This window comes from Usitatibacter rugosus (assembly GCF_013003965.1).
GTDB classification, from domain to species: Bacteria; Pseudomonadota; Gammaproteobacteria; order Burkholderiales; family Usitatibacteraceae; genus Usitatibacter; species Usitatibacter rugosus.
Window position 1 is genome coordinate 3,329,972 of record NZ_CP053069.1, and the last position, 25,944, is coordinate 3,355,915.

Sequence of the window (25,944 nt, forward strand, 5' to 3'; positions counted from 1 at the left end):
TCGGCCGGCTGTTCAGAAGAACACGGCGCGCTCCTAGATCATCTGGCGCGCGGTGAGCGCGCCCAGTACGCGAAGGAACATCCGCTCGACGATGTTGTACGGACGGTCGGCGTCGATGTTCACGCCCGCGTCTTCCTTCATCGTGACCTTCACGCTCTTCACGGGGCGCGACACATCGGCGCGGCGTTGCGTGCTGCCCGGACGGATGACGGTGGTGCGGGTGAAATCGAGGTGGGCTTCGGAACGTGCGTTCATGGTGTTTCCTTTCGCGTTGGGTGAGTGACTGGACGCATCGTCCGGCGCGCACCCCTGCGCGGTCCTGCAAGAAGTCCGGGCTATTTCCCGCCGACTCATCGCGTCAATCTCGCGGAAGGCTCACGAAAGAGAGCGCGGCCGGTGGCTGGGAAAATTCCCTGCATTCTCAACGGCCTGCAAGGGTCCGTGAGAACTCCATGAGAGTTTCGTGAGGGAATTTCGGCTGTGCTAGTCTCGGAGAAATGGCTTCCACCGCCCCCGCGCACGCCGATTCGTACGAGTTCGGCCCTTACCGCCTGGAGATCGCTTCGCGGTCCCTTTTCCGGCAGGGCGAGTTCGTCCCGCTCACCCCCAAGGTCGCCGAGACACTCCTTCTATTGGTGGAGGAAGCCGGCCGGGTGGTCACGAAGGAACAGATGCTGGAGCGCGTGTGGCCCGGCGTCGTCGTGGAAGAAGGCGGGATCGCCAACAACATTTCGGCCCTGCGCAAGATCTTTAACGCGGAGTTCGGCGAGGACGGCCCGATCTCCACGATCGCCCGGCGCGGCTACCGCTTCACCGTCGAAGTGACGCGCGGGGACGGACGCAAGGCCGCGGCGCCGGCGGGGGCTGCCGACGAGATGGCGATCGTTAAGCAAGCGCAAACATCGGGCGAGCGAAACACCATCCTCGTCGCCGACATCGAGAACAAGACGGGCGATCCGCTCTTCGACGGCACCATCCGGCAGGCCCTGGCGCTGAACCTGGCGCAGTCGCCGGTGCTGGAGATCATGAGCGACCGGAAGGTGCACTCGGTGCTCGGCCTCATGAACAAGCCGGGCGCGGCGGTGGTCGGCGAGGTGGCCCTGGAGATCTGCCAGCGCACCGGCACGCGCGCCGCCGTCACGGGCTCGATCTTCGCGCTGGGCGACGAATACGTGATCGGGCTCTACGCGATCCGCGCGGATACCGGGGATACGCTCGTCTCCGAGCAGGCGCGGGCCCGCGGCAAGGGCGGCATCCTCCAGGCGCTGGACCAGGCGGCGCTCAGCCTGCGCTCGAAGCTGGGCGAGTCCATCCAGTCAGTGCGCAAGTACGGCGCGCACTTCGACGAGGTGGTCACCTCGTCGCTCGAGGCCCTCAAGGCATACACGACGGGCCGCGAGATCTGGCTCTCGCACAGCGAGATGGCGGCCATCCCGCACATGCAGCGCGCGATCGAGCTCGACGAGCACTTCGTCTCCGCGCATTCCGGGCTCGCGGTCATGCTGAACAACATGGGCCAGACCGCGCGCGGCGCCCAGCACATCCAGCGGGCCTACGACCTGCGGGAGCGCGCAACCGAGCGCGAGCGGCTGCGCATCGAGGCGATGTACCACGACGTGATGACCGGGGACCTCCACCGTTCGCTCGATGCGTACCGCGCGGCGCTGCGCTCCTATCCCCGCGACGCGAACATGGCGAACAACACCGCCAACCTTTATATCGTCCTCGGGCAATACGACAACGCGCTGCGCGACATCAAGATCGCGCTGCAGTACGAACACACCAGCGTGGAGTACGGCAACCAGACACAGGCGCTGCTGGGCCTCGGGCGCGTGGATGAGGCCGCGGAGGTGATCCAACAAGGGTTCGAGCGCGGCTTCGACGCCTTCTACCATCACGCGGATGCCTACCTCGTCGCGTTCCTTCGTGGCGACCGCGCCGAGATGCAGCGCCACCTCGATGCCGTGGCGGGGCGCGAGGGCGAGGAAGACTACATGGCCGATCTCGAGGCCGGCACCGAGGCGTACTACGGCCGCTTCGATCGCGCACGGGACCTGGGGCGGCGCGCGGTCGAATCGGCGCTGCGCTCCACGTCGCTCGAAATGGCAGCATGCTGGCGCGCGCATTCGGCGCTGCGCGATCTCGACGCCGGCTCTCCCGAGCTCGCCCGCAAGCAGGCCGAGGAGGCGCTCACGATCAGCCGCTCGCGCAACGTCGATGGCCTCGCCGGCATGGTGCTCGCCGCCACTGGCGATCCGGTCCGCGCGGAGAGCCTGGCGGCCGAGATGGAGAAGGCCACGCCGCAAGCCACGCATGTGCAGCGGTACTGGTTGCCCTGCATCCGCGGCTCGATCGCGATGGCGCGTGGCGATTGGGCCGCGGCGATCCAGGCGCTCGAGCCCGCGATCCCCGTCGAGATGGGCATCCCGCAGCCCTTCATTAATCCGGGCCTGTATCCGCCCTACCTGCGCGCCAAGGCGTACCTCATGGGCGAGCAGTGGACCGCCGCGATCCGCGAGTTCGAGAAGATCACCTCGCGGCCGCACCTCATCCGCAACCAGGTGCAGTTCCCGCTCTCGCTGCTCGGCACCGCCAAGGCGCTCGAAGGTCTTGGCAAGAAGGACGAAGCCGCCGCGATGCGGGCGCGCTACGACGCGATCGTCAAAGACAAATGAATAAAGGGGTCAGACCACTTTATTGCTCACGGCAATAAAGTGGTCTGACCCCTTTATTCAAATTACTGACCCAATTACTTATTCCTGCTTGATGCCGGCGGCTTTGATGGCCGCGGCCCATTTGGCGGACTCGGCTTTCTGGAACGCGGCGAAGGTCTCCGGCGTCGTGGGGACGAACTTCGCGCCCTCGGTCTCCAGCCGCGCTTCGACGTCCGGCGCCCGCATGATCCTCTGCACCTCGGCGTTGAGGCGATCGACGATCTCCCTGGGCGTTCCGGCGGGCGCGAACATCCCGATCCAGTTCGCGACGTCGAAGCCCGGGAGTGTTTCGCCGATGGTGGGCACGTCCGGCACGGCCTTCGCACGCGTCTTGCCGAGCGTGGCGATGGCGCGCAGGCGCCCCGACTTCGCCTGCTGGATCACGGTGGGCATCGTCGCGAAGATCATCTGCGCCTGGCCGCCCATCACGTCGGTGATCGCCGGCGAGTTGCCCTTGTAGGGAACGTGGACCATGTCGATACCCGACATCGACTTGAAGAGCTCGCCCGCGAGGTGGCTCGTGGTGCCGAGGCCGCCGGAGGCGTAGCTCAGCTTGCCGGGATTCGCCTTGCCGTAGGCGATCAGCTCGGCCACCGTCTTCACCGGCAGCGCGGGATTCACGACCAGCAGGCCCTCCGCGTCGAGCACGTGCGCGATCGGCACGAAATCCTTCAGCGGATCGTAGGGCATGTTCTTCATGAGGAACGGGTTCACCGCGTGCGTGCCGATGTTGCCGATCACGAGCGTGTAGCCATCGGGCGGCGACTTCGCGACGAGATCCGCGCCGATGTTGCCGCCTGCCCCGCCCTTGTTCTCGACCACGACGGGCTGGCCCCAGGTCTCTGTGAGCTTCTGCGCGATCACGCGTCCGAACGTGTCGGCGATGCCGCCCACGGCGAAGGGCACGATGATCTTGATGGTCTTGCTGGGATACGCCTGCGCCGAGGCGAGCGACGACAAGGCCAGGCCAGCGGCGGCGAACAGGGCGGTCAACGGCTTCAGCATGCGTGCGCTCCTCGAAGGGTTCAGTGCATGGCCTGCTTGAACAGGCTCTCGAAATCCGCGCGCGCGAGCGATCGCGGGTTGGTAGCGGTCGAGTGGTCCTGCATCGCGCCCTCGACCATGCGCGGGATCATGTCGTCGGTCACGCCCATCGCGCGCAGCGACGGCGGGAGGCCCAGGTCCGCGTTCAGGCGCTCGATCCAGCTCGCGAGATCGGTGCCGATGACCCCGACGGCTCGTTCGAGCGCCGCGATCTTCTCCGCGGCGTGCGACCGGTTGAACCGAAGCACCGCAGGCAGGATAACGGCGTTCAGCGTCCCGTGGTGCAGCACCGGCGCTTTCAAGCCACCCAACGGATGCGACATCGAATGCACGGCGCCCAGTCCCTTCTGGAACGTGAGCCCGCCCTGCAGCGACGCCATCATCATGTTCCATCGCGCGTCGCGATTGCCGCCCTCGATGAACGCGGTGCGGATCCAGCGCGCGGCCCGCGAAGCCCCGTCGAGCGCGATCGCATCGGCCGGCGGGTTCACGCGCGGCGAGAGATACGTCTCGATGCAATGCGTGAGCGCATCCATGCCGGTGGCGGCGGTGAGCCTGGGCGGCAGCCCCAGCGTCAATTCCGGATCGCACACCGCAACCTTCGGGATCATGTGCGGGCTGATGAAGCCCAGCTTGCTGCCGTCGCGCAGCGTGATGAGCGCGGCGCGGCCGACCTCGCTGCCGGTACCGGCGGTCGTGGGCACGGCGATCACGGGCGCGATCTTCGCGGTGATCTTCGCGAGGCCGCCGCGGATCATCGCGTAGGGCTCGAGTGCTCCGTCGTGCGTGGCCATCAGCGCCACGCCCTTCGCCAGATCGATGGGTGAGCCGCCGCCGAGCGCCACGAGTCCGTCGCAACCCGAATCCCGGAAGAGCGCCGCGGCGGCCATCACCGCGTCCTCCGTCGGATTCTGCGGCGTCTTGTCGAACACGACGGCATCCGGCAGCACCGATCGAATGCGGGCCATGACATCGCCGGCAGACAATCCCGGATCCGTCACCAGCATGGGGCGGCGGATGCCCACGGACGCGGCGATGTCCTTCAGGCGGGCGCTCGCGCCGAAGTCGAACTCGATCGCGGTGAGGTAGTTGATCGTGGCCATCAGTCGAGGGCGGCGAGCCGCTCCATGCGCTTGATGGTGGGCAGCTCCACCAGCTTGCCTTCGTAGACGAGCGGGCGCGTGGGATCCTCGCGGAACATCGCGACGATCTTGCGCGCCTTCGCGATCTCGCCGGGCGTCGGCGTGAAGGCATTGAGGATCGTCTTCACCTGGCTCGCGTGCTTGGCCGCCTTGCCGGTCATGCCGAGCGCGCGCACGCGCGAGCAGTTCTCGAGCAGGGCCGCCAGGTCGTCCACGTCGGGGAAGGGCGAGTCCAGCACCTCCAGCCCGCGAATCGCCGCCGCATGGACGACGCGCGAGCGGGCATAGAGCAACGGCTCCCACGCCATTTCGCATCCCAGCGCCGTCGAGAGATCGAAGCCGCCGAAGAAGAGCGCCTTCAGCCGCGGATCGGCGCGCGCGATCGACGCGGCACCCTCGAGCCCCAGCGCCGTCTCGATGATCGCGTAGAGCTCGACCGTGGAACGCGTCGCGTCCGCCGAGCGCGCCACGGACCTCACCTCGTCCGCACTCTCGACTTTAGGAATCAGCAGCGCACCGACCGTGGGAGCCCGAGCGAGAACGTCGCGGACGTCCGCATCGCCCTCGGGCGTTCCAACCGCATTCACGCGGACGATGAGCTGCACCGCGGGCGGGACCGTCACGCCACCGAGATGGACGAGCATCTTCTCGCGCGCCTCGTCCTTGCGGCCGGGCGGCACCGCATCCTCGAGATCGATGCAGACGAGGTCGGCGCCGCTCGCCAACGCGGCCGGCAGCGCCTCGAGGGCCAGCGCGCCGACGAAGAGCGTGGCGCGCCTCTGTCGCTGCGGCATCAGGCGGCCTGCGCCTTCAACATGTTGTCGTAGTTCACCTTCTCGTGGGCTTCCATCGGGTCGGCTCCGGCGCGGATGGCGGCGATGACGGCGTCCTCCGTGGCTTTCACCTTCTGCGCGAAGGCGAGCACTTCGGCGAGCCGCTCCTGCGGAACGACCACCGTGCCGTTGTCGTCGGCCACGATGAAGTCGCCGGGGCGCACGGTGACGCCGCCCAGCTTCACCGGAATGCCGTAGCCTGCGCACGACGAGCGCCCGCGCACCGACTGCTGCGCGATGCCGCGTGCGTAGACGGGCATGTGGTACTGCTTGTATTCGTCGACATCGCGCACCACGCCGTCCGTGACGCAGCCCACGAGGCCGTTGTGCTTCGAAGTGGCGCCGGCCACACCGCCGTACGCATTCACCTTCGGGTTCTCCGACGCGTCGATCACGAGCACCGAGCCGGCTCCACCCTTCACGATGGCGCGCAGCGTCCCGAGCACGGTCGATTCCTGCGCCTGGCCCGCGGGCACCAACTTCAGCGTGGCGGCGGGACCGGCGATCTTGATCGTGGGATAGATAGGCAGCACGCCCTGCGGAGCGCCCTCGATGCCGAGGCGGTCGAGCGCGTCCGAGATGTTGCAGGTGGAGACGTTGAGGAACTGGCTGACGAGGCGGGTATCGACGGTGGCCATGCGTTTCTCCGGAGTGGACGATGTTTTCAACGATGGTAGACTGCGGCCGTAATCAAGGATAGCTAATCTTTCTCAACATCGACTCAAGGCCTGCTTATGCGCAACCTGGACATGGACCTGCTCCGCTCGCTGGTGGCCCTCGCGGACCACGGCACGCTGAAGGGCGCCGCCGAGCGCGTCGGCCGCACCCAGGCCGCACTCTCGCTGCAGATGCGCAAGCTCGAATCGCAGGCCGGCGAAGCGCTCTTTCGCAAGGACTCGCGCAAGCTCGTCCTCACCGAAGGCGGCGATGTACTGCTCTCTTACGCGCGGCGCATCCTCGCCCTCAATGACGACGCGGTGCAGGCCCTCACGCGCTCCCGTGTTTCCGGCGACGTGAAGTTCGGCTCGTCACAGGATTTCGGCGAGTCGTGGATGCCCACGGTGCTCGCGCAATTCCGCAAGGCGCATCCCGAGGTGGGCGTCGAGATCCGCGTCGACGGCGGCACCAAGCTCGTCAACGCAGTGGATGCGGGCGAGATCGACCTCGCGCTCGCCCTCGGCCTGGGTGAGCGCGCGAACGCGATCTGCATCGGCCACCTGCCGCTGGTGTGGATCGCGCACCGCGACTTCGGGTGGAACAAGCGCGAGCCGCTGCCGCTCGCGCTCTTCACCTCACCGTGCCGTTTCCGCACCAAGGCCATCGCGGAGCTCGATGCCGCGGGCGTGCGCTGGAACATCGGCCTCACCTCGCCCAGCCTCTACGGCGTGTGGGCCGCGGTGAATGCCGGCCTCGGTGTCACGGTGCGAACCCCGGAAGGCCTGCTGCCCGAGCTGGAAGTGGTCGACCGCAAGTTCGGCCTTCCGAACCTCGGCAGCGTCGACGTCTCGCTCTATCTCGCGAAGGGCGCGCGTTCGCCCGCCGTCATGAACCTGGTGGAGCTGTTGCGCGAGCGGCTGGCGCAACGCATCGTCGAGCTCGATGCGCGCACGCCCAACGGGGTGATCGCGCGGCGCCCGGGGCGCTTCGGTGTCGTCGTAGGACGAAAGCGCGCGCCCGCGATCGCGGCGTAAGGCCCGTACGAGTTGTAACAAATGAATCCGGGAACCATCTCTTGGCCGTACAGGTCTGCAAGATATGGCCCTCTATCGCAGAAAACGAATCAAGGACCGCCGGAATGGAGCCCCGCCGCCCGGCTTCCCGCGCGAGAACCCCTACGGTCCCGCGCAGAGCTTCGAAAGCGCCGACAAAGCCCCCGACCCCATGCCGGATGGCGCGATCAACCCCGAGCACGCCACGCCGGGCGAAGTGAACAAGAAAACGCAGTAATTCCTTCCCGAAGCCGCGCGCGGGGCCGATGTTAGAGTCCCGCGGGTGAGATCCTTCGCGCTCGTCGCCCTCCTCGCCCTGCTCTGGGGCGGCTCCTACCCGCTGCTCAAGCTCGCCGTCGAGACGATCCCGCCGATGACGGTGGTCGCTATCCGCTCGCTCGTGGGCGGGCTTTTTCTCCTGGCGTTACTCGGGCCGCGCATTCGCCTCTTCGCCGACGTGAGCTCGGGCGCGTCGCTGCGGGCCCTTTCGATCCAGTCCGCGTTCAACTGCATCATTCCGTGGATCCTCGTCGCGCATGCGATGCGCGAGATCGACGCGGGGCTGGCGTCGATCCTGAATTCCCTCTCGCCGATCTTCATCTTCCTCATCACGGCGCTCATCACGCGGCATGAAGCGGTGACGGCGCGAAAGGGCGTGGGCGTGGTGCTCGGGTTGAGCGGCGTGCTCGCGATCGTGGGGCTCGATGCGCTCGAGAACGTCGGCACGAAGACGGTGGCGGAGCTGGCGTGCGTGGCGGGATCGCTGTCCTACGCGATCGCCGGCGTGATCGGCGTGCGCTTCGCGAAGGTCACACCGCTCGTGCCCGCGGCCGGGACAACGCTCCTCGCAGCGGCGGTGATGATCCCGCTCGCGTTGCTGCTGGAGCATCCGTGGAACGCGACGCCTTCGATGCGCTCGCTGCTCGCGGTGCTGGCGAGCGCGATCCTCTCGACGGGACTCGCGATGGTCGTCTACTTCAAGCTGCTCGCGACCGTGGGCTCGATCGCGATGTCGAGCCAGGCCTACCTCCGGATCGTGGTCGGCGTGGGGCTCGGCATCGCCTTCCTCGGCGAGCGGCCGACGACCAGCATGTGGATCGGCCTCTGTCTCGTGGTCGCGGGCGTGGTGGCGATGACGCTGCCGTCGCGCAAGCCCGCTTCCATCACGCGCCCGTCACCGTAACTTCCACCGGCACGTTGTTGCGCGTGGCGTGCGAGTACGGGCAGATCTGCTCGTGCGCCTCGAGCGCCAGCGCCCGGAGCTCCGCCGTGGGAATCGTCTTGTCCTCGACGGCAAGCTTTACCGAAAGGCCGAAGCCGCCGCCGTCACGCGGGCCGATGGACACGGCGCAGGTGATCGTGGCGCCGCTCGCGTTCTTCTTCTGCTTCTTCGCCACGAAGTCGAGCGCGCCGCCGAAACACGCTGCGTAGCCCGCGGCGAACAGGTGCTCGGGCGTGGCGGTGTCGGGCTTGCCGGGGCCGCCCATCTCCTTCGGCACGGAGAGATCGACGCTCACCATCCCGTCGCTCGACTGCGTGTGGCCGTTGCGGCCGCCGGTGGCGCTGGCGGTCGCGGTGTAGAGGGGCTTGATCGTGTCCATGGCGTGCTCCCGGGGAATGACGTCCAAAGTCTACTTCACCTTCACCGACACGAGAGTCGGACTCGTCCTGCGAACGGTACCGTCGGCGCGGAGTACTGTCAGTGAACGCAGCAACAATCAGTCACCGCAGGAGGAAGACCATGGAAACGAATCCCCAGAGCCACACCGAGCCGCGTCCCAACACCGATCGCCAGCACGACACGAACCACAGCGACGGCAAGCCGTGCAAGCCGGACGGCGAGGGCGAGGAAAGCTGCACGCCGCCGGATCGCCAGGGCAACGAGCGTCCGAAGGTGAGTGTCTTCGTGAACGGTTCCATCGCGCACAAGTGAGGCTTTAGAGGTCGGCCTCTAGGGACCCGGCGTAAACTGGGGGATGCCTAAATCCCCCGCACCCGACACGAATCCCCCCGTACCCGACAACGCCTTCCAGGCCCTCGGCCTGGATCCGCGCATCGTCGCCGCGCTGACCGCGCTGGGCTACGAAGAGCCCACCCCCATCCAGCAGCAGACGATCCCGCCCCTCATCGAAGGGAAGGATCTTCTCGGCCAGGCGGCCACTGGCACCGGAAAGACCGCCGCGTTCGCGCTGCCGATCCTGCAGCGCATCGTGAACGAGGGCCGCGTCGACGGCAGCCCGACGGCCGTCGTGCTCGTGCCCACGCGCGAGCTCGCCATGCAAGTGGCCGAGGCCGTGCATCGCTACGGCAAGTCCCTCGGCGTTCGCGTGCTTCCTGTTTACGGCGGCCAGCCGATCGGCCGGCAGCTTCACGCCATGCGAGCCGGCGTGGATGTCGTGATCGCAACGCCGGGCCGTGCGTTGGACCACCTGCGCCGGGGCAGCCTGCAGATGGGGGGCGTGCGCATCGTGGTGCTCGACGAAGCCGACGAGATGCTCGACATGGGCTTCGCCGAGGACATCGAGGCGGTGCTGAAGGAATCGCCGGCCACGCGCCAGACGGTGCTCTTCTCCGCGACGATGCCGCCGCGCATCGAAGCCATCGCCAAGCGCAACCAGCGCGAGCCGGTGGTGAGGATCCGCATCGCGAAGGCGCCGGTGAAGGCCGGCGAGGCGCCGAAGGTCCGGCAGCAGGCTTATCTCATTCCGCGCTCGTCGAAGATGACCACGCTCGGCCGCGTGCTCGACCTCGAGTCGCCGGCCGCCGCGATCGTCTTCTGCCGCACGCGCACCGAGGTGGACGAGCTCTCCGAGACGCTCTCGGCGCGCGGCTACAAGGCCGAAGCGCTGCACGGCGGCATGACGCAGGAGGCGCGGGACAAAGTGATGCGCCGCGTGCGTTCGGGTGACTCCGAGCTGCTGATCGCCACCGACGTCGCGGCTCGCGGCCTCGACATCGACCGCCTCACGCACGTCATCAACTACGACCTGCCCGCGGAGCCCGAGGCTTATGTGCACCGCATCGGCCGCGTCGGACGTGCGGGACGTGAAGGTGTCGCGATCACGTTCGTCGAGCCGCGCGAGCATCACGGGCTTCGCAACATCGAGCGCCTCACCAAGCACAAGATCGACATCGCCAAGGTTCCGACCGCGGCGGACCTCAAGGCCCGCAAGCTCGAGCTCACGCTGGTGGCCTTGCGCGAAGCGCTGGTGACCGACGATAACGAGCACTATCGCGTCGCCGTCGATTCGCTCTCGGGCGACTACGATCCCGTCCAGATCGCGATGGCCGCGGTGAAGCTCTATCACCAGGCCACGGTGGGTGAAAGCGAGAACGAGCCGGACGTGGTCGATGTTCCGACGCCTCCGCCGCGCAATCCGTGGAGCGGCGACAAGCCCTCCAAGCATCCGTACCGCGCGCACGACAAGGCCTCGAGCGACGGCTCTTCGCCGCTGCGCCGCGGCAAGGGCGGCCCCAATCTCGACATGACCCGCATCTTCATCGGCGCGGGCCGCGAGTCGGGCGTGCGTCCGCAGGATCTCGTCGGCGCCATCGCCAACGAGGCCGGTGTCGCGGGGAGCCTCATCGGCGCGATCCAGATCACCGACCGCTTCTCGCTGGTGGAAGTGCCGGCGGACACGGCCGACCAGGTGATCAAGGCCCTCGGCAAGAGCACCCTTCGCGGCAAGAAGGTCCCAGTCCGCCGAGACAAGTCCGACTGACCGAATAAGGGTCAGACCCTCTTTCCGCGAAAAATAGGGTCTGACCCTAATTTCTTGTATACAACGGAAGTGTGCGGTAGCATGGGTTCGAGACTCCCATGCCTACCTCTCCCGAAATCGCGCAGCGCATCGTCGAAGCGATCCTCTCGGAGAAGCTCGCGCCCGGCTCGCGGCTGGGCGAACAACCCCTCGCAGACCTCTTCAAGGTGAGCCGCACGCTGGTGCGGGAGGCGCTGATGCGCCTCGCCGCCCGCGGCATCGTCACCGTCAACGCCCGGCGCGGCTGGTTCGTGCTGCAGCCCTCGGAGGCGGAAGCGCGCGAAGCCTTCGAAGCCCGACAGGTGATCGAGACGGGGCTGCTGCGCCAGTTGAAATCCCTCCCGCCGGCAAGCCTCAAGCGCCTGCGCGGCCACATCTTCAAGGAGAAGCAGGCGATCAAGTCCGGCGACGTCGGCACGCGCAGCTACCTCCTCGGCGATTTCCACGTGTGCCTGGCCGAGACGCTCGGCAACTCGCTGCTCGCCGACACGCTGCGCGACCTCACGGCACGAACCACTTTGATCTCGATGCTGTACCAGTCCACGCACCAGGCGGAGCAATCGTGCCGCGAGCACGAGGAGATCGTCGCGGCGCTCGCCAAGGGCGAGATGGCCCGCGCCGAGCGCCTGATGCGCGCCCATATCGGCGCGGTGGAAGCCGGCATCGACGTATCCGCGGCACCCGACCCATTAGAGAAGCTGCGCGAGGCCCTGAAGCCCGTCGCCGCTCACGAGCAGCCCCTCGGCAGGAAGAGACTCCCGAAATCCCCAGCCCAGGAGACTCGCTCATGAAGCTCGCACACATCGCCGTCGCATTGGTGGCCGCGGCCACGCTCGCCACACTCCCCGCCCGCGCCGAGTTGGACGACGTCAAGAAAGCCGGCGTCCTCAAGGTCGCCGTCCCGCAGGACTTCCCGCCCTTCGGCACCGTCGGCCCCGATCTCAAGCCGCTCGGCTACGACATCGACGTCGCCGAGATGCTCGCCAAGGACCTCGGCGTGAAGGTGGAGCTGGTGCCGGTCACGAGCGCCAACCGCATCCCGTACCTCACGACGAAGAAGGTCGACCTCGTCATCTCGAGCCTCGGCAAGAATCCGGACCGCGAGAAGGTCATCGATTTCTCGACGGCCTACGCGCCCTTCTACAACGGCGTCTTCGGCGCGGCGGACCAGAAGGTCACCAAGGTCGAGGAGCTCGCGGGCAAGTCGGTCGGCGTGACGCGCGGCTCGGTGGAAGACCTCGAGCTCACGAAGATCATCCCGGCCTCGGCCACGGTGAAGCGCTACGAGGACAACAACGGCACGATCTCCGCCTTCCTCTCGGGGCAGGTCGACGTCATCGCGACGGGCAACGTCGTGGCCGCAGCGATCCTCGCGAGGAACCCGCCGAAGCGCCCCGAAGTGAAGTTCCTCATCAAGAACTCGCCGTGCTACGTGGGCTTGAACAAGGGCGAGCCGAAGCTGCTCGCCGCCGTGGATGCCGCCATCGCCAAGGCCAAGGCCGACGGGCGCCTCGCGAAGATCTCCCAGAAGTGGCTGGGGACGGGGTTGCCGGCAGACTTGTAAGGCCACTCCCATGGCCTACACGTTCGATTTCGTCGACGTCTTCAAGTACACCGACGTCCTCGCGAAAGGGGTCGTGCTCACGGTCACGCTGATCGGCGTGGGCGGGACGCTCGGCATCGCGGTGGGAATCTTCGGGGCTTGGGCGCGCGGCTATAGCCGGCTGCCGTGGCTGGATTGGATCGTCGGGGCGTATGTCGAGCTGGTGCGAAACACGCCCTTCCTGATCCAGCTCTTCTTCATCTTCTTCGGATTGCCGAGCCTGGGCGTGAAGCTGACCGAGCTGCAGGCGGCGCTGATCGCGATGGTGTTCAACCTCGGCGCCTACTCTACCGAGATCATCCGCGCGGGTATCGAGTCGATCACGCGCGGCCAGCTCGAGGCGGGCGCGAGCCTCGCGATGTCGCGGCTGCAGGTCTTCAAGCACGTGGTGCTTGGGCCCGCGCTGCAGAAGATCTGGCCCGCGCTCACGAGCCAGCTCGTGATCGTGATGTTCGGCTCGGCGGTGTGCTCGCAGATCGCCGTGGAGGAGCTCACGTTCGCGGCGAACTTCATCCAGTCGCGCAACTTCCGCGCCTTCGAGGTGTACTTCGTGGCGACCGGCGTGTATCTCGTCCTCGCGATCGTGCTGCGGCAGGCGATGCGCGGGCTGGGTGCGTGGCTCGTCTTCGGGAGGCGCTCGCCATGATGGAGTTCACCCTCTGGGACGTGGTGAGGAACCTCCTGCTCGCCGCACGCTGGACGATCGCGCTCTCGCTCACGGCGTTCGTGCTGGGCGGCATCGTCGGGCTGCTGGTGCTCTTCGCGCGCGTGTCGAAGTCGAAGGGCCTGCGCGTGGGGGCGATCGGCTTCATCGAGCTCTTCCAGGGCACGCCGTTGCTGATGCAGCTCTTCCTCGCGTTCTTCGGCCTCTCGCTGCTGGGGCTGCAGACCTCGCCGTGGGTGGCCGCGGCGCTCGCCCTCACGTTCTGGACCGCGGCGTTCCTCGCCGAGATCTGGCGCGGCTGCGTGGAGTCGATCCCGCGCGGGCAATGGGAAGCGTCGGCGAGCCTCGCGATGGGCTACCTGCAGCAGATGCGCTACGTGATCCTGCCGCAGGCGTTGCGCGTGACCATCGCGCCGACGATCGGGTTCTCCGTGCAGGTCGTGAAGGGCACGGCGCTCGCCTCGATCATCGGCTTCGTCGAGCTCTCGAAGGCGAGCACGATGATCACCAACGCGACCTTCAAGCCGTTCACCGTGTATGCGGTGACGGCCCTCCTCTATTTCGCGCTCTGCTGGCCGCTGTCGGCCTGGAGCCGGCGCCTCGAAAGGAAGCTCGGTGGCTCTCATCTCCATTGAAGGGTTGCACAAGCGCTTCGGCACCAACGAAGTGCTGAAGGGCATCGACCTCTCCATCGAAGCGGGCGAGGTCGTGGCCATCATCGGCAAGAGCGGCTCGGGCAAGAGCACGCTGCTGCGCTGCCTGAACGGGCTCGAGGCCTACCAGTCGGGGAAGATCACGGTGGAGAACACGCCCGTCACGCAAGACGAGACGGACCTCCGCACGCTTCGGCTGCGGGTCGGCATGATCTTCCAGCAGTTCAATCTCTTTCCGCATCTTTCCGCCGGGCGCAACGTCATGCTGGCGCCGATGATCGTGAAGGGGACGTCGGAGGCTGAAGCGAAGACCACGGCGCAGAAGGTGCTGGACCGCGTCGGGCTGGGGCACAAGTTCGATGCCTTCCCGGACCAGTTGTCGGGTGGCCAGCAGCAACGGGTGGCGATCGCACGGGCATTGGCGATGGAGCCGCGGGCGCTGCTGTGCGACGAGATCACCTCGGCGCTCGATCCGGAGCTCGTGAACGAAGTGCTGCAAGTGGTGAAGAGCCTCGCCGCCGACGGCATGACGCTCGCGATGGTCACGCACGAGATGCGATTTGCGCGCGATGTCTGTGATCGGGTCATCTTCATGCACCTCGGAAAAGTCCACGAGATCGGGCCGCCGGAGGATGTGTTCGCCAACCCGAAGACGCCCGAGCTCCAGCAGTTCCTCGGCCAGCTGAATTGAAGTTCGGCACGCGGATCCTCGCGCAGGCCGACCGGCTCGCGTCCTTCAGCGAAGACGAAGGCCGCCTCACGCGCACCTACCTCACGCCGCGCCATCGGGAAGCAGGCGAACAGATCGCGGTGTGGATGCGCGAGGCGGGAATGGAGGCAGGCTTCGATGCGCTGGGCAACGTGGTCGGCCGCTATGCCGGGGATCGTCCCGATGCGCCCGCGGTCGCTACCGGCTCGCACATGGATACGGTCGTCGATGCCGGACGGTATGACGGGATCTTCGGAATCCTCACGGCCATTGCTTGCGTGCGAGACCTCCATGCCCGTGGGAGGCGGCTGCCGTTTGCTTTCGAGGTGGTCGCGTTTTGCGACGAGGAAGGCGTGCGGTTCGGCGTGACGTTGATCGGCAGCCGTGCGCTGGCGGGGCGATTCGAGCCTTCCATGCTGGAGGCGCGCGATCGCGATGGGGTGACGCTTCGCGATGCGCTCATCGCTTTCGGGGGCGATCCCGATGTAATTCCGTCGCTGCAGAGGAAGGGCCTCGCCGCCTTCGTCGAGTCGCACATCGAGCAGGGGCCCGTATTGCTGGATGAAGGGCTGCCCGTCGGCGTGGTGACATCGATCGCGGGGGCGGGCCGGGCGCGGGCGCGCGTGACGGGCATGGCGGGACATGCGGGCACGGTTCCGATGCCCGGGCGGCGCGATGCGCTCACCGCGGCGTCCGAGATGGCGCTCGCCGTTGAATCCCTGTGCGGCTCGCGGCCGCAGGAGCTCGTGGGTACGGTCGGCAAGTTCGCCGTCGCGGGCGGCGGCGCGGTGAACGTGATCCCCGGCTCGGTGGAGTTCACCGTGGACCTGCGCTCGGGGGAGGACACCGTGCGCCGGCGGGCGATGGCGGATCTCGAGAGCCACCTGCACGAGATCGCGCGGCGCCGCGGCGTGACGCTCGCGTGGGAGCCGTTCTTCGAGATGAAGGCGATGCCGTGCGATGCGGGCCTGCAATCCGCGTTGGCCTCGAGCATCGCGGCGCACGGCGTGAAGGTGCGCCACCTGCCCAGCGGGGCGGGCCACGACGCGATGGAGCTCGCGCACATCGCACCGATGGCGATGCTCTTCGTGCGCTGCGGCGCCGGCGGCATCAGCCACAACCCGCTCGAAACCATGACCGCCGAGGATGCGGAGATCGCGACCTCGGTGCTGCTGCATTTCCTGGAGAACTTCCGGCCATGACTCAACTGGACGCGCTCGTCGACGCGCGCTTCGAAGAATCCGTCGCCTTCCTGCGCGAGCTGGTGCGCATGCCCAGCGATACGCCGCCCGGCGACAACGCGGGCCACGCGGAGGGCACCGCGAAGCTGCTGGAGAAGATGGGCTTCGCGGTCGAGCGCCACGTCGTCCCGGCCGATCTCGTCGCCAAGCGCGGCATGAAGTCCGTGACCAACCTCGTGGTGCGCCATCGCTTCGGCCCCGGCCCCGTGATCGCGCTGAATGCGCATGGTGACGTCGTGCCGCCGGGCGATGGCTGGACCAAGGGCCCGTACGAAGGCGTCGTGGACAAGGGGCGCATGTACGGCCGCGGCGTCGCGGTGTCGAAGTCCGACTTCGCCACGTACACCTTCGCGCTCGATGCATTGAAGCGCGCCGGCCACACGGCGGGCACCGTCGAGCTCCACTTCACCTACGACGAGGAGATGGGTGGCGAGCTGGGTCCCGGCTGGCTGCTCGCGCACGGCATCAGCAAGCCGGATCTCGCGATCGGCGCGGGCTTCTCGTATGCGGTGGTGACGGCGCACAACGGAGCGTTGCACCTGGAGATCACCGTGCGGGGCGAGGCGGCCCACGCCGCGATGCCGGAGACGGGCGTGGATGCGCTCGAGGCGGCGGTGGATATCATCCAGGCGCTCTACGTGCTGCGCGAGGGCTTCTCCGTCGTCCAGTCGAAGGTGACGGGCATCGGCTCGCCCACGATCAACGTCGGCAAGATCGAAGGCGGCATCAACACCAATGTGGTCCCCGACAAGGTGCGCTTCTCGCTCGATCGCCGGATGATTCCCGAAGAGGATCCGGACGCGGTGGAGAAGGCCCTGCGGGAGACCATCTTCCACGCCCAGTCTTCGCATCCGAAGGTCCGCGTGGACATCCGCCGCCTGATGCTGGCCCGCGCGCTCACGCCGCGGCCGGGCCACGAGGCACTCGTGAAGGCACTGCAGGCTGAGGGTGCGCGCGTGTTCGGCGCCGAGCCGCCGGCGGTCGGCGTGCCGCTATACACCGACGCGCGCCTCTACGGAGAATCGGGCGTACCGATCGTGCTCTTCGGCGCCGGCCCGCGCACCATCCTCGAAGCCAACGCGAAGCGCGCCGACGAGAACCTGGTCCTCGAAGACCTCCGAAAAGCCACCAAAGTCATCGCCGGCGCCCTCGCCGCCCTGCTGAAATAAACTGGGGTCAAAATAAACTGGGGTCAGACTCCCATTTCCGAATGGGAGTCTGACCCCAATTAATTCGATCCTGGCTAGCTCGCCAGCCGCCGGAGGGCCTCTTCCCCGCCGGTGAGCACGCGGACGCGCTCGTAGCCGGCCTTGATCAGCTGCTCGGCCAGGAGCGCTGCGCTGGCCTCGTTGGGGCAGGTGCAGAAGGTGACGATGGTGCGGCCGCGCTGCTCCAGCGGGACGATTTCCACGATGGTGCGATCGCCGAGGACGACGGAGCGGCGGAATGCACGCGTGTCCTGCTCCCGGGCGAGCTGTGAGCGTGCGTCGACGATCAAGGCGTCGGGCTCGTCATCCAGCAACTTCGAGGCCTCCTCCGGCGAGATGCGCACCAGGCGGTGCAGGCGCTTCAGCCGCCGCCGCTGGAGAACTTTCGCCACCACATAGAGGCCGATCGCCGCCCCGAAGATCACGAGGGACCACGAGCCGATGACGCTCATCCGGTCCAGCAGGCGGTTCACCTCGCGGCTGAAGATCATGCCCGCGCCGAGGTAGGCCCCCGACCAGGCGAATGCTCCCAGCACGTCGAAAACGACGAAGCGCCGGTAGGAAAGGCCCGAGGCCGCGGAGGACGGGATGGCGACGGCCGATACGCCCGGGATGAATTTCGCGACGAGCAACAACGGAGCGCCGTGCCGTCGTATCAGGTCGTCGGTCTGGCGGACGCACGTGTCCGGGGAGAGGGACATCCGGCAGACGGTCGCCAACACGCGCCGCCCGTGCGACCGCCCCAGCCAGAACCAGACGTGGTCGGCCATCAGGCAGGCGAACACCGCCGCGCCGAGGAGAACGTCCGCCCGCATCGTTCCAACGTCCGCGAGCGCTCCGGAGACGACAAGGAGCGGCGCGGCGGGCAGCGGCAGGCCGCCCTGCTCCAGGAGGACCGCGATGACAATAAGAGGAACGCCCCAGCGGGTGACAAGGTCGACAAGATCCATGACCCAGTCTACGACCAATTAATTGGGGTCAGACTCCCATTCCGAAATGGGAGTCTGACCCCAATTAATTTACGGGAAGGTGAAGGCGAGGCCGTCCTGGATGGCGGGCAGGACGACGGCGGCGTGGCTGAGGGCGTAGTCGTGCAGGTTCACGCGCAGGCCCGTGTAGCTGCGCAAGTCGAGGCGCGCGCGGAAATTCGCGATCGACGCGCGGTTCTCGGCCGCGGCGAGATACATCGACACGGGCAGCGCGTGCGTCCGCGCGAAGAGCTCGTCCTCGAAGCCGTTGATGGTGGCCGTCTGGTTCCAGAACGAGCCGTCGATCGAGATGAAGCTCCCGAAGCGGCGGTCGGCGGGATCGTCCATCAGCATCACCACGCCGGCCAGCGAGCCGGAGAGCGAGTAGCCCACGAACGTGCGCCGCGTGCGGTCCACCCGGAAGCGCGTCTCGATGAACGGCATGAGCTCGAGCTTGAGAAAACGAAAATAGTCGTTCCAGCCCGGGCTCACGTAGTCGACGAAGCGCCGGTCCGATCCGCCGTTGCCGACGGACACCACGATCGCGTTGTAGCCGCGCTCACGCACCGTGCCGACGAGGATCTGGAAAAGGAATTCGGAATCCGCCGAATAGATGACGGGATGGTTCGCGCTGCCCGGCACATAGCCCGGCGGGAACGAGATCGAGATCGGATACGTGAAGCCGGTGAACGTCGAGGCGTACTGATCGGTGTGGACTTCGTTGGCAAGCGGAGACGCCGTGACGATGCCATCGGTGCACCCCAGGCCCGTGAGCGGCCCGACGAGGCGCGTGATGTCATGAGCAAACGTCTGCGCGGCGCCCGTGTAGCTCAGGCGCAGCGTCGAGCACGACGTGAGCTCGAGCGTGGCCGTGCCCGCGCTCGTCGTCTGCACGTCCGCGCTCCGGAATGCCGTGCCGAAGCGTGCGTTCGAGCCGGTGATCAGCGGGATGGTGATGGTGCGGGCGCCGATCGTGTAGTCCGCGTTGCCCACGAGCCACGAGGCCGTGCCATCCGCGGCGTAGGTGAAGTACGCGAGATACGCGACGTTGCGGTTGCCCAGCGTCTCGAAGGTGATGAACTGCCCCTCGCCGTTTCGCTGCGCGTTCCACCACGAGCCCGAGACCACGCCCGTGAGCGAGGAGGCCGCGGGCGGCTTGTCCCCACAGCCCGCGCCGGCAAGCGGCCCCACGGAGCGCGTGAGGTCGAGCACCAGGCCCGCGATCGCGGTGTGGCGCATGCGCATGCGGGTGCAGGAGACGAACTCCAGCGTCGCGGTTCCGGACGGAGCCGTGCGAACGTCCCCGGTGTTGAACGCGTTGCCGAAGCGCGCGCCCGAGCCGGTGATGAGCGGAATCTCGACCGTGGTCGCGTTGGCCGCATAGTCCGCCGATCCCACCTGCCACGTGGCGCGGCCGTCCGCGGTATACGTGAAGTACGCGAGATAGACGACGTTTCGGGTGCCGAGCGTCTCGAAGGTGATGAACTGGCCTTCGCCGGCACGGGCCGCGTCCCACCATGATCCCGACATCGCGCCGGTGAAAGTCTGCGCCGCGGCCGGGAAGACGGCGGCCAGGGCCAGCAGGGCAATCGCGAGGAGGCGCTTCATGAAGCCATCGTAGGGGGATCGGGTGGCGCCCACGTTACCATTCCTTCCACGCCCAACCGCCAATATAATCGGGCCATGACTCGCTGGATCGCTGTTTCGATGGGAGTCGGCTGCATCGTATCGCTGCCCCTCCTCGCCCAGGACGCTACCGTCACCCTCGGCAAGCAATTCGCCGCCGCGTCCCCGCTCGAATGGGACGTGCAGGAGGCGAGCCATCCCAAGCTCGGCAAGATCCGCTTTGCCTACCTGAAGAACCTCGTCGAGACGCCGGTGGGCAACGCGAAGGTCTATTCACGCGCGTACGTCTCCTGCGATCCCACGCGCCGCAAGATCGCGATCGAGCTCACCAACACCACGTCGCCCGACGATCCCGGCGGCCTGCGGCCCAAGACCCTGCCGCGCCTCGTGTGCAGCCGCCTTGCCACGCCGAACGACACAACGCCCATCAAGGAGGAGCTGCTCGCCCCGCGCTGGGAAGTGAGCAAGATCGGCGACGTGCTCGCGCACAGCCTCACCGCCTTCCCGTTGCGCGAATGCGTGTCGATCGAAGTGCTGGAGGATGTGGAGCTGCCGAAAGGTTGGGCGCAGCCGAGCGCCGCCGTGACGTTCGAAATCACGCCCTATAACAAGCAGCTCGACGAGATCTTCGCGAGCTGCGGCGAGGTTTCTGCGTACGCGCAGCCGGCGACGGCCGTCGCGAAGGCACCGGCACCAGGCAAGGCCGCACCACCGGCCAAAGCGGCAGCACCCGCGAAGGCCCCGCCTCCCGCTCCGCCGAAGCAGGTGGCCCAAGCGCCGGTGCCCGCTTCGACACCGCCCGCAACAACCCCTGCGCCCGCGACAACACCTCCGCCGCCCCCTCCTCCGTCACCGGCACCTGCACCCGCGACGAAAGCAGCCCCGTCCGACGGTTGGCAACAAGCCCGCGCCGTCGCAACCGGCCGCACCAACGTCCGCGCCGGCCCCACGCTGCAGTCCGGCCTCGTCGTGCAGCTCGATCCGGGCATGCCCGTGCTCGCGCAAAAAGCCGAGGCCGACTGGTGGCGCGTGCGAACGACGCTCGGCGGCAAGCCCATCGAGGGCTACGTGCGACAGGACCGGCTGGTCTTCAAGTAATCCGGTAGCGTTCCACGGCCTGCGCGTCCCAGGTGATTCCCGCGCCGGGGAGCTTCGCGACGATCGCCTGGCCGTCCACGATCCGAAGCGGCTCCTGCAGAAGTACGTCGGCCCAATCGACGTACTCGAGCCAGTGACACGTGGGCGATGCGGCCAGCAGGTGCGCGCTCAGCTCCGGCATCAAATGCGAGCTGATCGGCGTGCCCCGGGCGGAGGCGATCTTCGCGGCCTGCATCCAGCCCGTGACACCGCCGATCCGCGCGACGTCCGGCATGGCGAGATCGCACGCCTGAGCATCGAGTGCGGCCCGCATCGCGTGGGGACCGTTGAAGTTCTCGCCGATCTGCAGCGGCAGCGAGAGCGCATCGGCGATCCTCGCGTTGCCCGCGTAGTCGTCGTGGCGAATCGGCTCCTCGATCCACGCGAGGCCCTCGCCATCCAGCGCCTTTCCACGCAGCAGCGCCTCCTCGACGCAGAGCGCCTGGTTGTAGTCGACCATGATCTGCACGCCGGCGGGCAGCCGCTTCTTCACGGCGTGGGTGACGGCGAGATCGTCTTCGAGCCGTGCATGGCCGAGCCGCAGCTTGAGCGCCGTGAATCCGTTCTCGAGGAGCTGCTCCGCCTCGTCGGCGACCGCATCCTTGTCCATCAAGCCCAGGCCGCAGGAGTTGTACGCGGCAATGGGCCGCGGTGACGCTCCGAGGAACGTCGCGAGCGGAACACCGGCCGCAACCGACAGCGCATCCCACAGCGCCGCATCAAAGGCGGACAGCGCCATGCGTACGACACCGCTGACGCCGAGCAGCGCGTAGCGCCGTTCGAGCAACGCGCCCAGCGCGGAAGGATCCACCGGCGAACCTGCCACGAGCTCCGCCGCCTCCTGGAGAACGCCCGCAATGGCCCGCGCGCCACTCTTCCGGTAGCAGAAGATGTACGTTCGACCGGTTACGCCTTGCTCCGTCTCGACATCGACGAGGAGCAACGGAGCCGCCCGCACGGTGGCGGCACTCGTTCCCAGCACGTAGCGCATCGGCACTTCCACCGCGACGGTGCGAACGCCTCGAAGCGTGAGCGCCGGGTGCGTCATGCGGCCTTGCCGCCGGCGTGAAGCGCCAGGATGTCGCTGATCGCGCGGTTCAGCGGCGTCGGTACGCCCTTCTCGAGGCCCAGCTCCACGACACCGCCCGAGAGCCAGCGCACCTCGAGCCGGTTGCCGCGTTCGAGGTCGTGGTGCATCGACGCCGTCATGTCCTTCGAAACCGTATCGACGAACTCCAGGCGATTCGCGGCGAAATCCTCGGGAAGATCCACGCCGTGCGCACGCCCGACGGCCACGACCTCGCGCATCACGTCGTGCAGGAAGGCCCGCGTCTGGGGGTTCTCGCGAATCGGGCCGATGGGCTTGCGGATCGTGGCCGTGGTGCCGGAGAGCCCGACCAGGAAGACGTACTTCTGCCAGATCTCCCGCCGGATGTCGCCCGACAGCTCGGCCTTGATGCCGCCCGCGAGACACGCTTCGAGCAGCCTTTCCCCGCGCGGCGAGCGCGAGCCGTCGAACTCGCCGAAGAGGAGGCGCTGCATCGGGCCCGTCTGCTTGATCACGCCAGGACGGTCGATCGCGGTGGCGACATAGCCGACGCCGCCCATGATGTTCTTCGCGTCGAACGCGGCTCGCAGGTATTGATCCTTCAGCACGCCGTTCTGGAACGAGATGATCGCGGTATCCGGACCGACCAGCGGGCGGATCTGCGCCAGGGCCGAATCGGTGTCCCACAGCTTCACGCCCAGCATCACGACATCGGACAGGCCGATCGTCGCAGGATCGTCGGTGGCGCTCACTCGCGGGAGGTGGATCGGCTCGGGGCCCTCGATGCGAAGTCCGTCGGAGCGCATCGCCTGCAAGTGCGCCCCGCGAGCGACGAAATGCACATCCGCGCCGCCGTTCGCCAAGCGAGCACCGAAGTAGCCGCCGAGGCCGCCCGAGCCCATGACCGCGATCTTCAAAGGTTGAGTCATTGCCTTCCTTTCGAGGGTCCACCTTATAACGGCGGGTCCCGTGTGAGTCGCTCCGGAGGTCTCAATCCTTTCGACCGCGCGCCATCTACCGAAATAAATGCGTCATTCGGTGACGCAATGTTTCTTGCCTCCCGATTTCTGCCCGTTAGTCTGGGCCGGCATCTCATCTCACAACACAACGCCACAAATCGGGAGACCCATGAAGACGATGAACAGGAAGCGCCTCACGAGGGCGCTCGCGCACGGCTTTGCCGTCGCCATGGCCGCCAGCGCAGCCCACGCACAGCAGGTCGCACAAACGACCGAGAAGATCCAGGTCACGGGGTCCAACATCAAGCGCGTCGACTCAGAGACCCCCTCGCCCGTCGTGACCATCACGCGCGAGCAGATCCAGCAGAGCGGCCAACGGGACATTGCTGAATTGTTGCGCAATGTTCCCGCGGTAAGCGCCGGCAGCCAGCTCGACATGTCCGCCAACAGCTTCTCGGGCGGCGCGCAGACGGTTTCCCTGCGCGGCCTCGGTTCGGCTTCCACGCTCGTGCTGCTGAATGGCCGGCGCATGACGCCGTCCGCCTACGCCGACCCGAACACCGGCAACTCGACCGTCTACAACCTCAACGCGATTCCGGTCGATGCCATCGAGCGGATCGAGATCCTCAAGGACGGCGCCTCGGCGATCTACGGCTCGGACGCACTGGCGGGGGTGGTGAACATCATCCTTCGCAGCGACTACGACGGCGCCGAGGTATCGGCCAGCATCGGCCAGAACGAGCAGAGCGAGTTCGGCACCTACCGCGCCAGCGTGACCGCGGGCTACGGCACGCTCGCGAAGCAGGGCTTCAACATCCTCGGCAGCTTCGAGGCCTACCACCGCGATCCGGTGACCATCAAGGAGCTCACCAACGTCCCGGCCGAAGACCTCGCGAGCCGGGGCGGCTGGCGCACGACGCAATCGACCAACGGGTTCCCGGCCAACTACTTCCGCGAGAACGTGCTGGGCAACGGCAACTTCGCCACCTTCGTCGGGATCGACAGCCACTGCCCGCCGGAGCAGGTCATCGCCGCGCGCTGCCGCTACGACTCGTACAAGGACGTGAACATCATCTTCGACCAGGACCGCACCGACGCGTACCTGCGCGGGTCGCTGGCGCTCACCGCCAACCACACGGCCTTCGCCGAGTTCCTGTTCTCGCGCGTGAAGACGGACTACTTCAGCACGCCGGCGGCGTTCAACAGCGGGATCTCCGTCTGGGGCACCGCGGAAGGCAACCTGCGCCAATACCGGCTGATCCTCCCGGTGGGCCACCCCGACAACCCGACCACCGTCCCGGTGGCCGCGGCGTACACGTTCTCCGACGTGGGACGACGCACCGACAGCCAGACCAACGACACGTCGCGGTTCCTCGTCGGCGTGAAGGGCGTCTTCGGGGCCTGGGACTACGAGACCGCGTTCCTCTACAACAAGAACGAGCGCGAGGACGTGAACGGCGGCTATCTCTTCTTCCCCGGCTTGCAGGCCGCGATGAACAGCGCGAGCTACCGTTTCGACGGCCGGCAGAACAGCCCGGACGTCATCAGCCAGATCTCCACCAGCTTCAAGGAAGTGGGCGAATCGTCGGTGACGAGCTGGGACCTGCGAGGCAGCCGCGAGCTGATGCCGATGGCCGGCGGTCCGCTCTCCCTCGCCGTGGGCGTGGAGGTTCGCAAGGAGGAGCTCCAGATCACGTCGGACCCGAAGATCGTGGCCGGCGACATCGTGGGCCGCGGCACGTCGTCGGCAAACGGCGACCGCACGGTGGAGGCGCTCTACGCCGAGCTCTCGTTCCCCGTGCTGAAGAACCTCGAGGCGAGCGCGGCGATCCGTACCGAGCACTACAGCGACTTCGGTAACGCGACGACGCCGAAGTTCGGCGTGAAGTACACGCCCTGGGAATTCCTCGCATTGCGCGGCACGTATGCGAAGGGATTCCGCGCGCCGGCGCTCACGCAGATCTCGGAATCGAGCGTGCAGGCGTTCAACAACGGCGTTCGCGATCCGATCCGCTGCCCGGTGTTCGACGCCAACCTGCGCGACTGCGCGACGTCGTTCGCGTCGTACATCCGCGCGAACCCGGACCTGAAGCCCGAGAAGTCGGACAACTACAACCTGGGCTTCATCATCCAGCCGACGCGCGATCTCTCCGCCACGGTCGACTACTGGCGCATCAAGAGGAAGGACCAGATCGATCGCTTCTCCGCGGCCTACCTGCTCGCGCGCGAGGCGCAGTTCCCGCAGGCCATCGTTCGCGACCCGAACCCGGCGACGTGGCTGCCGGGCGTGCCCAACTCCGGGCCGATCTTCGCGGTGCTGCGCCAGTTCTTCAACCTGGCCACGACCGAGGTGGACGGCGTGGACGTCGACTTCAGCTGGACCGCGCGCCCGGGCGAGCTGGGCAAGGTCGTCACGACGCTCGGAGGGACGTACCTCGCGCACTACAAGTACGCGGTGGCGCCGACCGATCCGATCCTCGACCAGGCCGGTTCCCTCGGTGGCCCCTCGGACGCGTTGCCGCGCTTCAAGGGCAACCTGAGCTCGACGTGGACGTACGGACCGTGGGCGTTCACCGGCCGCGTGAACTACGTGCGCGGATGGTTCGACGGACAGAATGGTCCGGCGGACCAGGGCGGCGGTTGCTTCTTCACGCCGGGCCAGCTCGTGGACCTGGATTGCCGCGTGAAGCCTTGGACGACCGTGGATGTGGGCGTGGTGTGGACCGGCATTCGCGGCCTCACGCTGGGCCTGCTCGTGCGCAACCTCGCGGACAAGGCCGCGCCGTTCGATCCGAACTTCGAAGTGACGACGGCACAAGGCTTCAACGCACAGTTCCACAACGCGCTCGGCCGCTACTACACGGCGAACGTGAGCTACAAGTTCAAGTAGTCTCCGATCGGCGACAAAGGGTGTAAGTCTTGGTT

General features: G+C 67.3%; 25 protein-coding genes. 15 read left to right on the forward strand and 10 right to left on the reverse strand.

The genetic code is table 11. The annotated features are described in order from the left end of the window. Nucleotides 1-33: 33 nt before the first annotated feature. Complete coding sequence (locus DSM104443_RS15720; protein WP_171093875.1) at nucleotides 34-255, reverse strand: hypothetical protein; 222 nt, start codon at nucleotides 253-255, stop codon at nucleotides 34-36. A 242-nt stretch (nucleotides 256-497) separates the two neighbouring features. Here DSM104443_RS15720 and DSM104443_RS15725 point away from each other — a divergent pair, with 242 nt between their 5' ends. Then, nucleotides 498-2,675: a winged helix-turn-helix domain-containing protein gene (locus DSM104443_RS15725; protein WP_171093878.1), complete on the forward strand. Its 2,178-nt coding sequence runs from the start codon at nucleotides 498-500 to the stop codon at nucleotides 2,673-2,675. A gap of 78 nt (nucleotides 2,676-2,753) precedes the next feature. On the opposite strand, the gene DSM104443_RS15730 is transcribed toward DSM104443_RS15725, so the two are convergent. The 4 genes from DSM104443_RS15730 to DSM104443_RS15745 are packed head-to-tail and all read right to left on the reverse strand — an operon-like array spanning nucleotide 2,754 to nucleotide 6,371. After that, on the reverse strand, nucleotides 2,754-3,719 hold the full coding sequence (locus tag DSM104443_RS15730; protein WP_171093879.1) for a Bug family tripartite tricarboxylate transporter substrate binding protein: 966 nt from the start codon (nucleotides 3,717-3,719) through the stop codon (nucleotides 2,754-2,756). Between the two features lie 20 nt (nucleotides 3,720-3,739). Then, nucleotides 3,740-4,861, reverse strand: coding sequence for an iron-containing alcohol dehydrogenase (locus tag DSM104443_RS15735; RefSeq protein ID WP_171093881.1), 1,122 nt, complete (start codon nucleotides 4,859-4,861; stop codon nucleotides 3,740-3,742). After that, nucleotides 4,861-5,694, reverse strand: a complete 834-nt coding sequence (locus tag DSM104443_RS15740) for an HpcH/HpaI aldolase/citrate lyase family protein (RefSeq protein WP_171093883.1) — start codon at nucleotides 5,692-5,694, stop codon at nucleotides 4,861-4,863. Before DSM104443_RS15740 ends, DSM104443_RS15735 begins: the two co-directional genes overlap by 1 nt. Further along, complete coding sequence (locus DSM104443_RS15745; RefSeq protein ID WP_171093885.1) at nucleotides 5,694-6,371, reverse strand: RraA family protein; 678 nt, start codon at nucleotides 6,369-6,371, stop codon at nucleotides 5,694-5,696. Before DSM104443_RS15745 ends, DSM104443_RS15740 begins: the two co-directional genes overlap by 1 nt. Nucleotides 6,372-6,482: 111 nt before the next feature. On the opposite strand from DSM104443_RS15745, the gene DSM104443_RS15750 reads away from it, so the two are divergent. From DSM104443_RS15750 to DSM104443_RS15760, 3 genes are all read left to right on the forward strand, one after another. Beyond that, on the forward strand, nucleotides 6,483-7,424 hold the full coding sequence (locus tag DSM104443_RS15750; protein WP_171093887.1) for a LysR substrate-binding domain-containing protein: 942 nt from the start codon (nucleotides 6,483-6,485) through the stop codon (nucleotides 7,422-7,424). Nucleotides 7,425-7,488: 64 nt separating this feature from the next. Beyond that, on the forward strand, nucleotides 7,489-7,680 hold the full coding sequence (locus DSM104443_RS15755) for a hypothetical protein (RefSeq protein ID WP_171093888.1): 192 nt from the start codon (nucleotides 7,489-7,491) through the stop codon (nucleotides 7,678-7,680). A 45-nt stretch (nucleotides 7,681-7,725) separates the two neighbouring features. Continuing rightward, a complete protein-coding gene (locus DSM104443_RS15760; RefSeq protein ID WP_212756728.1) occupies nucleotides 7,726-8,625 on the forward strand; it encodes a DMT family transporter in 900 nt (299 codons plus the stop codon). On the opposite strand, the gene DSM104443_RS15765 is transcribed toward DSM104443_RS15760, so the two are convergent. Further along, nucleotides 8,606-9,043: an organic hydroperoxide resistance protein gene (locus tag DSM104443_RS15765; RefSeq protein ID WP_171093890.1), complete on the reverse strand. Its 438-nt coding sequence runs from the start codon at nucleotides 9,041-9,043 to the stop codon at nucleotides 8,606-8,608. The genes DSM104443_RS15760 and DSM104443_RS15765 overlap by 20 nt on opposite strands. A 140-nt stretch (nucleotides 9,044-9,183) precedes the next feature. On the opposite strand from DSM104443_RS15765, the gene DSM104443_RS15770 reads away from it, so the two are divergent. From DSM104443_RS15770 to DSM104443_RS15810, 9 genes are all read left to right on the forward strand, one after another. Then, nucleotides 9,184-9,375: a hypothetical protein gene (locus DSM104443_RS15770; protein WP_171093892.1), complete on the forward strand. Its 192-nt coding sequence runs from the start codon at nucleotides 9,184-9,186 to the stop codon at nucleotides 9,373-9,375. 43 nt (nucleotides 9,376-9,418) lie between these two features. Then, nucleotides 9,419-11,164 (forward strand): DEAD/DEAH box helicase, encoded by a 1,746-nt coding sequence (locus DSM104443_RS15775; protein ID WP_171093894.1) that lies wholly within the window; start codon nucleotides 9,419-9,421, stop codon nucleotides 11,162-11,164. A gap of 98 nt (nucleotides 11,165-11,262) precedes the next feature. Next, complete coding sequence (locus tag DSM104443_RS15780; protein ID WP_171093896.1) at nucleotides 11,263-11,994, forward strand: GntR family transcriptional regulator; 732 nt, start codon at nucleotides 11,263-11,265, stop codon at nucleotides 11,992-11,994. Next, complete coding sequence (locus tag DSM104443_RS15785; RefSeq protein ID WP_171093898.1) at nucleotides 11,991-12,767, forward strand: transporter substrate-binding domain-containing protein; 777 nt, start codon at nucleotides 11,991-11,993, stop codon at nucleotides 12,765-12,767. The genes DSM104443_RS15780 and DSM104443_RS15785 overlap by 4 nt, the downstream gene beginning before the upstream one ends. Nucleotides 12,768-12,777: 10 nt before the next feature. Continuing rightward, nucleotides 12,778-13,452 carry an amino acid ABC transporter permease gene (locus DSM104443_RS15790; protein WP_171093900.1) on the forward strand — a complete coding sequence of 225 codons (675 nt, stop codon included), beginning with the start codon at nucleotides 12,778-12,780 and terminating at the stop codon, nucleotides 13,450-13,452. Beyond that, entirely contained in the window at nucleotides 13,449-14,105 is a 657-nt protein-coding gene (locus DSM104443_RS15795; RefSeq protein WP_171093902.1) for an amino acid ABC transporter permease, read from the forward strand. The genes DSM104443_RS15790 and DSM104443_RS15795 overlap by 4 nt, the downstream gene beginning before the upstream one ends. Next, the gene (locus DSM104443_RS15800) at nucleotides 14,086-14,814 is read left to right on the forward strand and encodes an amino acid ABC transporter ATP-binding protein (RefSeq protein WP_171093904.1); all 729 of its coding nucleotides are present in this window, start codon (nucleotides 14,086-14,088) and stop codon (nucleotides 14,812-14,814) included. Before DSM104443_RS15795 ends, DSM104443_RS15800 begins: the two co-directional genes overlap by 20 nt. Next, a complete protein-coding gene (locus tag DSM104443_RS15805; protein WP_171093907.1) occupies nucleotides 14,811-16,034 on the forward strand; it encodes an allantoate amidohydrolase in 1,224 nt (407 codons plus the stop codon). Before DSM104443_RS15800 ends, DSM104443_RS15805 begins: the two co-directional genes overlap by 4 nt. Next, nucleotides 16,031-17,242: an ArgE/DapE family deacylase gene (locus DSM104443_RS15810; RefSeq protein ID WP_171093909.1), complete on the forward strand. Its 1,212-nt coding sequence runs from the start codon at nucleotides 16,031-16,033 to the stop codon at nucleotides 17,240-17,242. Before DSM104443_RS15805 ends, DSM104443_RS15810 begins: the two co-directional genes overlap by 4 nt. A gap of 74 nt (nucleotides 17,243-17,316) precedes the next feature. Here DSM104443_RS15810 and DSM104443_RS15815 read toward each other — a convergent pair whose 3' ends face one another. Both DSM104443_RS15815 and DSM104443_RS15820 read right to left on the reverse strand, forming a co-directional pair. Next, nucleotides 17,317-18,231 carry a VTT domain-containing protein gene (locus tag DSM104443_RS15815; protein ID WP_171093911.1) on the reverse strand — a complete coding sequence of 305 codons (915 nt, stop codon included), beginning with the start codon at nucleotides 18,229-18,231 and terminating at the stop codon, nucleotides 17,317-17,319. Nucleotides 18,232-18,300: 69 nt separating this feature from the next. Continuing rightward, nucleotides 18,301-19,857: an alpha/beta hydrolase gene (locus DSM104443_RS15820; RefSeq protein WP_171093913.1), complete on the reverse strand. Its 1,557-nt coding sequence runs from the start codon at nucleotides 19,855-19,857 to the stop codon at nucleotides 18,301-18,303. A 75-nt stretch (nucleotides 19,858-19,932) separates the two neighbouring features. On the opposite strand from DSM104443_RS15820, the gene DSM104443_RS15825 reads away from it, so the two are divergent. Further along, nucleotides 19,933-20,973: an SH3 domain-containing protein gene (locus DSM104443_RS15825; RefSeq protein ID WP_171093914.1), complete on the forward strand. Its 1,041-nt coding sequence runs from the start codon at nucleotides 19,933-19,935 to the stop codon at nucleotides 20,971-20,973. Here DSM104443_RS15825 and DSM104443_RS15830 read toward each other — a convergent pair. Beyond that, complete coding sequence (locus DSM104443_RS15830; protein ID WP_171093916.1) at nucleotides 20,966-22,060, reverse strand: enolase C-terminal domain-like protein; 1,095 nt, start codon at nucleotides 22,058-22,060, stop codon at nucleotides 20,966-20,968. The two genes, DSM104443_RS15825 and DSM104443_RS15830, sit on opposite strands and share 8 nt — an antisense overlap. After that, nucleotides 22,057-22,989, reverse strand: coding sequence for a ketopantoate reductase family protein (locus tag DSM104443_RS15835; RefSeq protein WP_212756730.1), 933 nt, complete (start codon nucleotides 22,987-22,989; stop codon nucleotides 22,057-22,059). The genes DSM104443_RS15830 and DSM104443_RS15835 overlap by 4 nt, the downstream gene beginning before the upstream one ends. A gap of 199 nt (nucleotides 22,990-23,188) precedes the next feature. On the opposite strand from DSM104443_RS15835, the gene DSM104443_RS15840 reads away from it, so the two are divergent. Beyond that, on the forward strand, nucleotides 23,189-25,909 hold the full coding sequence (locus tag DSM104443_RS15840; RefSeq protein ID WP_171093918.1) for a TonB-dependent receptor plug domain-containing protein: 2,721 nt from the start codon (nucleotides 23,189-23,191) through the stop codon (nucleotides 25,907-25,909). Nucleotides 25,910-25,944 lie beyond the last annotated feature (35 nt).